This is a genomic window from Roseburia sp. OF03-24 (assembly GCF_003463035.1).
GTDB lineage: Bacteria > Bacillota > Clostridia > Lachnospirales > Lachnospiraceae > Roseburia > Roseburia rectibacter.
Genome location: NZ_QSCK01000052.1, coordinates 1 through 12,255, shown reverse-complemented (window position 1 = coordinate 12,255; position 12,255 = coordinate 1). Strand labels below are relative to the sequence as shown.

10 protein-coding genes are annotated in these 12,255 nt (G+C 42.7%); 9 read left to right on the top strand and 1 reads right to left on the bottom strand.

What is annotated here, in order from left to right; all coding sequences use genetic code 11:
* Positions 1 to 231 precede the first annotated feature (231 nt).
* The 5 genes from DXA60_RS17770 to DXA60_RS17750 all read left to right on the top strand — a co-directional run bounded on the left by DXA60_RS17770 (position 232) and on the right by DXA60_RS17750 (position 4,854).
* Positions 232 to 552, top strand: a complete 321-nt coding sequence (locus DXA60_RS17770) for a PadR family transcriptional regulator (protein WP_117922606.1) — start codon at positions 232 to 234, stop codon at positions 550 to 552.
* A gap of 5 nt (positions 553 to 557) precedes the next feature.
* Positions 558 to 1,235: a DUF1700 domain-containing protein gene (locus DXA60_RS17765; protein WP_117922605.1), complete on the top strand. Its 678-nt coding sequence runs from the start codon at positions 558 to 560 to the stop codon at positions 1,233 to 1,235.
* A complete protein-coding gene (locus tag DXA60_RS17760) occupies positions 1,232 to 2,281 on the top strand; it encodes a DUF4097 family beta strand repeat-containing protein (RefSeq protein ID WP_117922604.1) in 1,050 nt (349 codons plus the stop codon). Before DXA60_RS17765 ends, DXA60_RS17760 begins: the two co-directional genes overlap by 4 nt.
* A gap of 146 nt (positions 2,282 to 2,427) precedes the next feature.
* On the top strand, positions 2,428 to 3,672 hold the full coding sequence (locus DXA60_RS17755) for a CapA family protein (RefSeq protein ID WP_117922603.1): 1,245 nt from the start codon (positions 2,428 to 2,430) through the stop codon (positions 3,670 to 3,672).
* Positions 3,673 to 3,735: 63 nt separating this feature from the next.
* Positions 3,736 to 4,854: a CPBP family intramembrane glutamic endopeptidase gene (locus tag DXA60_RS17750; protein WP_117922602.1), complete on the top strand. Its 1,119-nt coding sequence runs from the start codon at positions 3,736 to 3,738 to the stop codon at positions 4,852 to 4,854.
* Here the strand turns inward: DXA60_RS17750 and DXA60_RS17745 are convergent.
* Positions 4,848 to 5,744: an AraC family transcriptional regulator gene (locus tag DXA60_RS17745; protein ID WP_243006950.1), complete on the bottom strand. Its 897-nt coding sequence runs from the start codon at positions 5,742 to 5,744 to the stop codon at positions 4,848 to 4,850. The genes DXA60_RS17750 and DXA60_RS17745 overlap by 7 nt on opposite strands.
* 189 nt (positions 5,745 to 5,933) lie before the next feature.
* Here DXA60_RS17745 and DXA60_RS17740 point away from each other — a divergent pair, with 189 nt between their 5' ends.
* The 4 genes from DXA60_RS17740 (at position 5,934) to DXA60_RS17725 (ending at position 11,974) form a co-directional block, all read left to right on the top strand.
* On the top strand, positions 5,934 to 6,872 hold the full coding sequence (locus tag DXA60_RS17740) for a glycoside hydrolase family 113 (RefSeq protein ID WP_117922600.1): 939 nt from the start codon (positions 5,934 to 5,936) through the stop codon (positions 6,870 to 6,872).
* 109 nt (positions 6,873 to 6,981) lie between these two features.
* The gene (locus DXA60_RS17735; protein ID WP_117922599.1) at positions 6,982 to 8,700 is read left to right on the top strand and encodes a phospho-sugar mutase; all 1,719 of its coding nucleotides are present in this window, start codon (positions 6,982 to 6,984) and stop codon (positions 8,698 to 8,700) included.
* Between the two features lie 16 nt (positions 8,701 to 8,716).
* Positions 8,717 to 10,906, top strand: coding sequence for an alpha-galactosidase (locus DXA60_RS17730; protein ID WP_117922598.1), 2,190 nt, complete (start codon positions 8,717 to 8,719; stop codon positions 10,904 to 10,906).
* Between the two features lie 42 nt (positions 10,907 to 10,948).
* Complete coding sequence (locus DXA60_RS17725) at positions 10,949 to 11,974, top strand: LacI family DNA-binding transcriptional regulator (RefSeq protein WP_117922597.1); 1,026 nt, start codon at positions 10,949 to 10,951, stop codon at positions 11,972 to 11,974.
* The last annotated feature ends 281 nt before the right edge of the window (positions 11,975 to 12,255 follow it).

Below are 12,255 nucleotides of genomic sequence, written 5' to 3'. Positions count from 1 at the left end.
TTCGTACAATGGAACCAAAATTAACTCCGGCTTTGCGCAAGATGCCATTCACAAATCTCCGACACACCATTTGAGTGGGCGACGCATACCTCAACAAACCAGCATTTGGGTGTGTTAATATATTATTTTTGGTAAAATAAATGTTGACAAATAATATTATATGAAATATAGTATTGATAGATAAATAATATTAAAAGAAATAGAATATTATAAAGAAAAGGAGATGAGCGCATGGTATTTAATACAGGAGCTGCTCTCTTAGACGCAATCGTGTTAGCTGTTGTGTCGAAAGAAGAAGAAGGCACCTATGGCTACAAGATCACGCAGGATGTGCGCAAGGCCATTGATGTATCAGAATCCACCTTATATCCGGTGCTAAGAAGACTGCAGAAGGATGGATGCCTTGAAGTGTATGACAGAGAGTGTGGCGGCAGGAACAGGCGTTATTATAAGATCACGGAGCCTGGACTGGATAAGCTGGTCGAATACCGGAGAGAATGGGAAGATTATTCCATGAAAATATCAGCACTGTTTTCAGGAGAGGAGCTTTAGAGGGTATGAAAAGAGAAGAATTTTTAAAACAGTTAGAACAGCTTCTGGATGGAATATCAGAAGAAGAAAAGGCAGATGCACTGGCATTTTACCGCAGCTATTTTGAAGATGCCGGGGAAGAAAACGAAGAATCTGTCATAGCGGAGCTTGAATCACCGGAAAAGGTGGCACAGAGCATTAAAAAGAATCTGGGAATCGAAAAAGAGAGTGAAACCTGTGATGTCACGCCAGACCATAATCCGGACTGGAATCAGAATGATGACATGTTTGTAAAAAATGAGGAGACTTCAGAAAAGAAGAAAAGTGGATGGAGCGCAGCAGCGATCGTATTGGTAGTTATCACATCACCACTCTGGCTGACATTGCTTTTAGTCATAGCCTCACTTCTTCTTGCAGTAGTAGCAACATTATTTGGCATTGCAGTTGCAGTGGTGGCGGTTATGGCGTCACTTGTATTTGCAGGTTTTCTTCTGATCGGTTTTGGATTCAGTACTTTATTTACAGGAGGAGTGGCTGTTGGACTTGGACTGACCGGAGCAGGATTTCTGGTTTTAGGACTTGGTATTTTAGCAGTACTTTTAGTTGTATGGGTATTTGGCGTATTTCTTCCATGGGCAGTCAAAGGAATCATCTGTTTGTGTAAGAAACCGTTTGAAAAGAAAAAAAGTGGGGTGGCAGCATGAAAAAATTTACAAAGATTACATTGATCGTTGCAGCGGTATTGTTAGGAGTGGGACTGATCTTCTGTGGTGTAAGCACTGCAATGGGAGCATCTGTATGGCGTATGGCAAAAAACGGGGAACTCAGATATGGAAACTGGCATATTGGCCCGGTTGGACTCTATTATAGCGGCAGCGATTATGATGACGACGATGATTATGATGATAACGATGATTATGATGACGACGATGATGACGATGATTATGATGACGATGATGATCTGGATGCAGATGATAAAGATATTGTGGATCTTGTGTCAGATATCGGTGATGCAGATTTCTCGACAGAGGTTCCATCAGGGGAGGCAGACCAGAGTTATGATGCTTCTTCCATTCAGAATATCAATATGGATATTGATGCTGCAGAAATTACAGTCAGGGAATCGGATGACAGTGCAAAGCTGCGTGTTGTATTAAAACGCGGCAAAGAAAAATATTATTCCTGTAAAACGGATGGAAATACATTAAAGATTAAATATGATGCGAAAAAACATTATTATAAGAAATCCCCACAGATCATACTGTATCTGCCCAAAGGAAGTTCTTTTGATGAACTGAATTTTGATATTGGTGCCGCAGATATGAATTGGAAAGATTTTGACGGAAGCTGTAATGATCTGACCTTAAAAGTCGGAGCCGGAAACTTTGAAGCAAAAAGATTTCAGGTAAATGGAAAAATGGATGTATCGGTCGGTGTCGGTAATGTTGAGATCGAAGATGGTGTAGTGAATGGTGATGCGTCGATCGACTGCGGAGTCGGGAACTTTTCCATGGATGGAAGTGTTGAAGGGAATCTCAAAGCAGACTGTGGAATGGGAAATATGACACTTGATTTAAATGGTGAGGAAAAAGAGTACAATTACAAACTTTCCTGTGGACTTGGTTCGATTGAAGTGGATGGGGAGACTTATACAAATATCAGTGGTGATAAAGAAGTCCAAAATGAAGGTGCAAAGAAAAACATGGAACTTGACTGTGGTATGGGAAGCATTGAAGTTGATTTTGAGTAGACTGAGATTTTCCGTCAGTTGACAATCAGAGAACAAATCATTATGATAAAAGTGGCGTCGGCGTACAATCGTTGTACATCGGCGTCATTTTTGTAATGTTTCCTGAACCAAAGAAAAACGAAAACAATGCAAAAATGGGAGGATCTATGAATAAAACAATAAGAATCGTACTTTATGTGCTTTCCATACTGACTGTAGCGGGCGTGATCGCCGCAGCAATTTTAACTGGTGGTCAGACACAGCCTGTTATAACATCGGGGACGGCAGTAACAGAAGAGAAGCAATCTGACACGGCAGATAAAACGGATGAAAATGGAACAGCACCAGATGGAGCAGATAATGACGATACATCGGGCGAAACGGAAAACATAAAGGATACTGCAGACGCAGCGGATAGCACGGAGCGCACATCAGATGATACAGAAACAGCAGCAAACGCAGATAATCCGAAAGACTCAGGCAATACAACGATCATCCTTACTGGTGATGTCCTGTTTGCAAATGCATTTAAAGCAGCCTATGATGCAGGTGGAATAGAGAAGGTTGTTTCACCGGAACTGTTAGAGCAGTTAAATGAAGCGGATATTTTAATGGTAAACAATGAGTTCCCGTTTAGTGACCGTGGGGAACCGATGGCGGATAAGCAGTTTACCTTCCGGTGCAGTCCTTCTTATGTAAAGGCATTAAATGAGATGGGTGTGGATATCGTTTCACTCGCAAACAACCATACTTTGGATTATGGAAGAGAGGCATTGTCCGATACGTTTCAGGCATTAGATGGAGCCGGAATTTTATATGGCGGGGCAGGAGATTCCACAGCGCGCGCAAAAGAGGTGCAGGTTGTGGAAGTGAATGGAAAAAGATATGGATTTATTGCCGTATCACGTGTAGTTCCGTCTGTCGACTGGAAAATCGAGAATGGCACTCCGGGAATGTTTACCTGTTATGATGTGGCGGCGCTCATCGAAGTGATAAAAGAGGCAAAACAGACCTGCGATTTTGTGACGGTATTTCCACATTGGGGAACTGAGTACAGCGAACAGCCGAATACGGTGCAGCGTGAACTGGCAAAACAGTGCATGGATGCAGGGGCAGATCTGATCGTTGGAGCGCATACACACTGTCTGGAAGGAATACAGTTTATGGATGGAAAACCTGTTTTTTACAGTCTGGGGAATTTTATTTTTGGACAGAACATTGACAGATCTGCAGCAGTAAAAGTTACAGTGACAGCAGATGGAGCAGTTTCTTATGCCCTGATCCCGGTTTATGCGTCAGACGGACAGACAAAACAGATGGATGATAATGCAGCACAAAGCCTGTTTACTTATATGGAGAGTATCTCTGATAATGCATCGGTAGATACAGCAGGAAATATCAGGGAAAAGTAGTACATGAAAGGATCATTGCAAAAGGCAGTGTGAATATAAAACAAAAAGAAAAAGGAGATTGGTATGAAAAACAAAATCTTAGGGCTGCCGAAGGCAGTAGTCATCATTATCGGTATTGTGATCACGGCACTTTTTTTAGTGCTGATGAATCTGGTCGGAGTGGCAGCAACACATCTGACTTCCATCACGGACAGTTATACATTACAGTTTATTGCTGAACTCGGTGTGGCTGTCTATGCGATCGGCGTGTTGTTTCTTATGGGGTATCAGCAGTCGTTAAAAAAGACCGGTGTGGGATTTTTAAGGGGATTTTATATCGGCGGATTTATGGTTGGATACTGTGTGTATGTGACAGTTGCACAGTTATTTTTACAGAGTGTTTCCGGTACGGACGGCGTGCGTCCTGCAGGAGGGATCATCATTTACATATTGACAATGTTTTTCGTCGGCATGAATGAGGAAGTGATCATGCGTGGGATCGTGTTAAATCTTTTCGCAGATTGTTTTTCAAACACCAGACGTGGAGTGCTTGCTGCCATTATTTTATCCAGTATGATCTTTGGTGCAGCGCATATCCCGAATGTACTTTCCGGCGTGCCGTTATCAAGTGCACTGATCCAGGCACTGCAGGCAACATTGCTTGGTGTTTTGTTTGCGGCAATTTATTTGCGCAGCGGTAATTTATGGATCTGTATTATCATTCATGCACTTGTGGATTTCGGAGGATTAATGGCAAGCGGTATTTTTGGAAATGGTGATATGACAGATATGATCGGCAATCTTTCCATATTAAATCTTGTAGTGACTGTTCCTCTGTTTTTAATTCCGTGTATTGTATTACTGCGAAAAAGCAAGTTAGATGAGATCGTGGAAATGAGGGAAGGAGAGATCATTATCCCGTCGGAGCGTGAGGGAGAAAATATTGCAACGGTATCACTGATCCTTGGCATTTTCGGTATCGTGACCGGATTCGTCGGATACGGAGCAGGATTTGGATTAGTCGGTCTGCTTGGTGCAATCTGCTCGAAAAAAATAAAACCACAGCAGAATGGTACGGCAACAGCGGCACTTGTCACCTCGATCATCGGACTTGTGATCGCTGCATTGATGATCACTGTGATGATGTTTCTTATGCCGCTGCTGGGTGATGCCAGTACATGGGAAATTATGACAAATCAGTGATCCTGCCCGGATATGGAGTGCTGTCTGCGGTACTGGTGCGGGGAAATTCCATATTTTTCCTTAAATGAACGGATCAGATGGCTGCAGTCAGCATAACCGGTTTCCTGGCTGATATAATTTAAGTCGAAGTTTGTAAAAAGGAGCATATCCTCAACCTTGCAGAGACGGATAAATTCGATATATTTTTTACAGGACTGTCCGTAAATTTCGCGGAAATTTTTGGCAAAATGGGAATAACTCATGTGACAGAGTGCAGCGATATCTTCCACGCGGATATTTTCGCAGGCATGGCGGTCAATATATTCCGTGATGGTATAGATCGTATTTTCTTTTGCCAGAGGTGTAAAAGAACAGTCCGTGTCAAAACCGTCATCGCGCCAGATTCGGAGAAGCCAGGTTAAAAGTTCCCTGATTTTTGACTGCAGGATCATCTGATATCCGTACTGCATATTCTGCATTTCACGGACGCAGTCATCAAATAAAGACTGTATGGGAAGAGAGCGAAGCACTTCTTCCGGGAAATAAATATCGGCATGCTCATTGTTTATAGCATTGCCAAACAGTGCAGAAAAATTCCAGTTTCCACCGGTAAAAGAAGTGGAGGAATCAAGCTGGCCTAAATCAAATTTTAAAACATAATATTGCAGAGGGGCATCGGACACTGCATGGACGGAATGAACAACGGAAGGGAGAAAGACGATCAGATCGCCTTCCGTAACAATATGACTTTGTTCATTCTGATACATCAGGGCGGTGCCCCTTGTTACGTAAAGAATCTCCATAAAATAATGCCAGTGCGGCTGTACCGGCAGCCATTCTTTTTTCACATCCAGAAAGAAACATTCGTAGGGTTTATTTAATTTGTCGGTATATTCAAATAATGATTTCATACTAAACTCCATTTTTGAGTGTAAAAAATGTATTTTTCACACTGATCTTTGGTCATAAAAATAGATTTATACAATTTTTGACATGAAAAATTATAGCAGATATACAGGGCGAATGCTATATTAATGACAGGATCAGTATAAAATGAATGTTATATTTTTAGATGAAATGAAAAAGCAAGGAGAAAATAAATGGAATATATCTGTGGAGTGACATTTGCACCGTTTGCCTGTGCAGGGGCATTTAAAAAGTCAGGGGCAAAGGAAAGTCTTGCTATGATGAAGGAGAGAACCGGAGCAGATTTTGTGATATTTGTGCCGGGAGGATTGCAGGAGACACCGCAGTCTGAGGAGATATGTTACACATCAAAAGCAACGATGGAAGATGATGAGCTGATCGATATGATCGGGTATGCGAAAGAGATTGGACTTCGTGTGGCATTAAAACCGACGGTAAACTGCAAAAATGGAACATGGCGTGCACACATTAATTTTTTTGATGAAGATGTTCCATGCGAACCAAAATGGGGGAACTGGTTTACATCTTATACGGCATTTCAGCTTCATTATGCAAAGATCGCAGAGCAGTATGGCTGTGAAATGTTTATTGCCGGCTGTGAGATGGTGATGAGTGAGCATCGTGAAACGGAATGGCGCAGACTGCTTTCGGATATCAGGCAGGTTTATCACGGACTTCTTTCTTATAATACGGATAAGTATCAGGAGCACCGTGTGAAATGGTGGGATGCTGTGGATGTGATATCATCAAGCGGTTATTATCCTTATGGTGACTGGGAAAATCAGTTAGACCGTATTGAAGCAGTGGTAAAAAGATTTGAAAAACCGTTTTTCTTCGCAGAGACAGGATGTATGTCGGTAAAGGGTTCCATGGAAGTACCGAATGACTGGGGCGTGAAAGGTGATGCTGACCCGGATGGTCAGGCTGAGTGGTATGAAGATATGTTTAAAGCCTGCAGTAAGAGAGACTGGGTGCAGGGAATGGCACTCTGGTCATGGGATGCAAAACTTTATCAGGAGCGGAGTGCAAAGTCGCGCATGGACTATGAGATCTATGCGAAACCTGCAGAAAAAGTTGTAAAAAAATATTATGATTCTTTTTTGGGTAAATGAAAATATAAAAACAGTAAAAAGATTAAAATTAGTTTACAACAACTTAAAAAAAGGTTATAATTTAAAAAACAATAAAAAATGAATTATAGAGAAGTAAAGGAGAAGAAGAATGAGCAATTACATGGATACTTACAGACAGTGGTGCACAGATCCGTATTTTGATGAAGATACAAAAGCTGAGTTAAAGAAAATCGAGGGGGATCAGGCAGAGATCGAGGATCGTTTTTACAGACAGTTAGAATTTGGAACAGGTGGTTTAAGGGGTGTGATCGGAGCCGGAACCAACCGTATGAATATTTATACTGTGCGTCAGGCAACACAGGGACTTGCAAATTATATCATCTCCCAGAACGGACAGGAGAAAGGTGTTGCGATCGCACATGATTCAAGAATCATGTCCACAGAATTTACAGAGGAAGCAGCGCTCTGCTTAAATGCAAACGGCATCAAGGCATATGTATTTGACAGCCTTCGCCCGACACCGGAGTTATCTTTTGCAGTGCGTGAGTTAGGATGCATTTCCGGTATCGTCATCACAGCAAGCCATAATCCGAGAGAATACAACGGATACAAAGTATACTGGGAGGACGGCGCACAGATCACACCGCCTCATGACAAAAATATTTTAGCAGAAGTTGCAAAAGTAACTTCCTTTGACCAGGTAAAGACCATGGCAAAAGAAGAGGCAGTTGCAGCAGGCCTTTACAATGTGATCGGTAAAGAGATCGATGACCGTTATATGGAAGAACTGAAAAAACAGTCCATTCATCCTGAGATCATCAAAGAGATGGCAAAAGATATCAAGATCGTATACACACCGCTTCACGGAACTGGAAATCTTCCGGTGCGCCGCGTGTTAAAAGAGCTTGGTTTTGAGCATGTATATGTAGTGCCGGAGCAGGAAAAACCGGATGGCAACTTCCCGACTGTTGCATACCCGAACCCGGAGTCACCGAAAGCGTTTGAACTTGCATTAAAACTTGCAAAAGAAGTGGATGCTGATATCGTTCTTGCAACAGATCCGGATGCAGACCGTCTCGGTGTTTACTGCAAAGATACAAAGAGCGGCGAATATGTGACATTTACAGGAAATATGTCAGGTATGCTGATCGCAGAATATATTTTAAGAGAAAAAACAGCAATGGGAACTATGCCAAAAAATCCTGCACTGGTTGAGACGATCGTTACCACCGATATGGCAAAAGCAATCGCAAAATCTTACGGCGTAAAACTGATCGAAGTTTTAACAGGATTCAAATATATCGGAGAGCAGATCAAATTCTTCGAGCAGCAGAATACCTATAATTATGTGTTTGGCTTAGAGGAAAGCTACGGATGTCTTGCCGGTACTTATGCAAGGGATAAAGATGCCTGCGTTGCAGTCATGATGTTATGTGAAGTAGCATCCTGGTGCAAAAAGAACAACATGACACTGTGGGATGAAATGCTTGCAATGTATGAAAAATACGGTTACTACAGAGAAGGACTTGAGACAAAGACATTAAAAGGAATCGATGGAGCAGCGCAGATTCAGGAACTGATGAGCAATTCCAGAAAGAATCCTCCGAAAAAACTTGGTGGTTTTGATGTGCTTGCAGTCCGTGACTATAAAGAGGATACAAGAAAAGATACAGTAACCGGAGAAGTGACAAAGACCGGGCTGCCGGAGTCAAACGTACTTTATTATGAACTTTCCGATAATGCATGGTGCTGTATGCGTCCATCCGGAACAGAGCCGAAGATCAAATATTACTTTGGTGTCAAGGGCAGCTCTTTAGAGGATGCAGAAAAGAAACTTGCCGGACTAAAAGAAGATTTGCTGAAATAACAGGAGGAACAGAAGCGTGGCAATTACATACTTTGAGAAAGAACGTATTTTCAAACTGGATACGCCAGGCTCCAGTTATGTGATCGGGATCGTGGACAAAGAAAATTTTGTCGGTCATGTATATTATGGTAAGAAATTAAGAGATGCTAATATTTCGTATCTGCTCCGCACGGGAGAGGGACCGTTTGTGCCTTCTGAAAATAACAGAGAGAGAGTATCATTCTATGATACGTTTCCGATGGAATATGCAGGAAACGGACTCGGAGATTACAGAAGAAGCAGTATTTCTGTGAGAACAGAGGGAGGCCATACGGCAGTATCACTGTTTTATGTGTCACATAAAATTTATGCAGGAAAACCGGGACTTGCCGGACTTCCCGCAACGTTCGGCGATGAAGATTCCTGTGAGACATTAGAACTTCTATGCGAGGATCCGGTACTTGGATTGAAAGTAACATTGCTCTATACGGCATTTTCTGATGTGGATGTCATCACAAGAAGCGTGCGGATCGAAAATGACGGCGAAATGTTATATCTGACGAAGGCACTGTCTTTCTCCATGGATATGGATAACCGTGATTTTACACTGCTTACCATGCATGGTTCCTGGGCAAGGGAGCGTATGTTAGAACACCGCAAGGTGAAAAAAGGCTTTATGGGAGTGGAATCAGTAAGAGGTGAGTCTTCCCATCAGGAACATCCGTTTATGGCACTTGCGGCAGGCAATGCAGACCAGTCACAGGGTGAAGTTTATGGTATGCATTTTGTGTATTCCGGTAACTTTATCGGACAGGTCGAGCTAGGACAGTTTGATACCGTCCGTATTGGTATGGGAATCCATCCGGAGAACTTCTGCTGGAAGTTAGAAAAAGGTGAGAGTTTCCAGACACCGGAGGTCGTGCTTGTATACAGCGATACCGGATATGACGGCATGACACACCAGTTCCATGAACTTTACCGTAATCATCTGATCCGCAGTGAATATAAGGATAAGAAACGTCCGATTCTGATCAATAACTGGGAAGCGACCTATTTTGATTTCAATACGGAAAAATTACTTTCCATTGCAAAAAAAGCATCGGAACTTGGCATTGAAATGCTGGTTATGGATGATGGCTGGTTTGGACACCGCAATGATGATTCATCAAGTCTGGGTGACTGGTATGTCAACGAAGAGAAATTAAACGGTGGTTTAAAACATCTGGTAGATGAGGTAAATAAACTTGGATTAAAATTCGGTATCTGGTTTGAGCCGGAAATGATCTCACCGGATTCAAAACTTTACGAGGCACATCCGGACTGGGCAATTCAGATCCCGGGAAGAGAGGGATCTCTCTGCAGAAATCAGTATGTACTTGATCTTACCAGAAAAGAAGTGCGCGATTATGCATATGAGAGCGTGGCGTCGATCTTACGCAGTGCAAATATTGAGTATGTCAAATGGGATATGAACCGTCAGCTTTCTGACATCGGAAGCTATGGACTTCCTGCAGACCGCCAGGGTGAACTTTATCACCGTTATGTGCTGGCAGTGTATGAGATGCAGGAGCGTCTGGTAACAGAGTTCCCACATCTTTTACTGGAAAACTGTTCCGGCGGTGGTGCACGTTTTGATCCGGGTATGCTTTATTACAGTCCACAGATCTGGTGCTCGGATGATACGGATGCAGTAGAACGCTTAAAGATTCAGGAAAGTACGGCGATGATCTATCCGTTATCGACGATGGGAGCGCACGTTTCAGACTGTCCGAATCATACGGTGGGACGTGTTACACCGTTTGAGACAAGAGGTCATGTAGCGCTTGCAGGAACTTTCGGTTATGAGCTGGATGTCACAAAGATTCCGGAAGAAGACAGACAGATGATCCCGAAACAGGTTGCCATGTATCATAAATACAATGATCTGGTAAGAAGCGGCGATTATTACAGGATCGCCTCCTATCAGGAAAATCATTATTTTGACTGTTACGAGGTGGTTTCAAAAGATAAATCAGAAGTACTGGTTACATTTGTGCAGGTGATCAACCGTCCGAATTATAAGAGCAGAAGAATCACATTAAAAGGACTCGATCCGCAGAAGAATTACTGTCTGGAAGGCGAAGATACTGTATATGCGGGAGATACATTAATGTATGCAGGTATTCTGATCCAGAATCCATGGGGTGATTTCCAGTCAAAACTGTTACATTTTGTGGAAAAGAAATAAGATTAAATCGAAAAAGTAAAAAGTAGTAAGAAGGGGACGGTTATGGCAAAAGCAGTAAAGCTGGCAGACATTGCAGAGCAGCTTGGTGTCAGTACGGTCACGGTCTCAAAAGCACTTTCCGGACAAAAAGGTGTCAGCGAGGCTATGCGGGAAAAAATCAAACAATTGGCAGATGAACTTGGATACAAGCAGCCATCTGCCGTAAAAAAAGAAAAGTCAGTAAAAAGTTATAATATCGGGGTGCTGGTATCGGAAAAATACTTAGGAGAGTATGCATCCTTTTACTGGAAAATGTATCAGAGTGTGGCAACAAGGGCTGTGCAGAAAGAATGTTTTACCATGCTTGAGGTGGTGTCACTCGAAGATGAAGCGGAGTCGAAACTGCCTAAGATCGTTTTGGAAAACAAGGTGGATGGTCTGATCCTTATAGGAAGACTGAATACCGCATACCTTGGAACGTTGCAGCAGAGCACACGGATTCCGATTGTATATCTTGATTTCTATGATGAACATCAGATGAGTGATGCCGTGATCTCAAACAGTTATTACGGTACATATATGCTGACGAATTATCTGTTGGAACATGGACATGAGAGAATCGCATATGTCGGAACACTACTGTTTACGGCAAGTATCACAGACCGTTATTTTGGCTACCGGAAATCCATGTTAGAACATGGAATTGATGTACCAAAAGAGTGGATCATACCAGATCGTGATATGAAATGCGGTGTGGTAGGTGTTGATATCCATCCGGATCAGATGGAGAATATGCCGACAGCATTTGTATGTAACTCCGATCTTACGGCGAGCATGGTCATTAACCAGTTAGAAGAGCAGGGGTATCGCGTTCCGGAAGATTTTTCAGTGGTTGGATTTGATAACTATCTTTTTCCGGGACTGTGTGATGTCGAGATCACAACCTATGAGGTGGATATCCGTGAAATGGCAAATAAAGCAATACATGTGCTGTTAAAGAAAGTCAGCGGGGAACGTTATAAACAGGGAATTACCATTGTTGAGGGAAGGCTGGTGGAAAAAGCCAGCGTGCAGCAGGTTGTAAAATAAGAGAAAGCGGTAAGTTGTGAAAGGCTTGCCGCTTTCTCTTTTTTTCGTTTCATGGACTTCACACCAAATTTTGGTTTGTTGGGCTATGAGTTCCCCGGCGAAGGGGGGTGGAGTTTTGTGAGTGGCAAATTGCATCAAGCCGGGGCTGTTTTGTTTCCGTTGTCCGAAAATAAGTCAATCTAAGGCTGCCTGGTATAGGTTGTGGCGAAGTGACGTGTGCGTCTTAAACGCCCTGTCCGGGGGCATTAAGACTTGTGCTGCCGTCCATGGCAGCACAACAC

Bases quoted from the DNA above. Each gene is read 5' to 3' on its own strand.
- DXA60_RS17755 (WP_117922603.1), top strand. From the start codon at position 2,428: ATGAATAAAACAATAAGAATCGTACTTTATGTGCTTTCCATACTGACT.
- DXA60_RS17760 (WP_117922604.1), top strand. From the start codon at position 1,232: ATGAAAAAATTTACAAAGATTACATTGATCGTTGCAGCGGTATTGTTA.
- DXA60_RS17745 (WP_243006950.1), bottom strand. From the start codon at position 5,744: ATGAAATCATTATTTGAATATACCGACAAATTAAATAAACCCTACGAA.
- DXA60_RS17740 (WP_117922600.1), top strand. From the start codon at position 5,934: ATGGAATATATCTGTGGAGTGACATTTGCACCGTTTGCCTGTGCAGGG.
- DXA60_RS17750 (WP_117922602.1), top strand. From the start codon at position 3,736: ATGAAAAACAAAATCTTAGGGCTGCCGAAGGCAGTAGTCATCATTATC.
- DXA60_RS17725 (WP_117922597.1), top strand. From the start codon at position 10,949: ATGGCAAAAGCAGTAAAGCTGGCAGACATTGCAGAGCAGCTTGGTGTC.
- DXA60_RS17765 (WP_117922605.1), top strand. From the start codon at position 558: ATGAAAAGAGAAGAATTTTTAAAACAGTTAGAACAGCTTCTGGATGGA.
- DXA60_RS17770 (WP_117922606.1), top strand. From the start codon at position 232: ATGGTATTTAATACAGGAGCTGCTCTCTTAGACGCAATCGTGTTAGCT.
- DXA60_RS17735 (WP_117922599.1), top strand. From the start codon at position 6,982: ATGAGCAATTACATGGATACTTACAGACAGTGGTGCACAGATCCGTAT.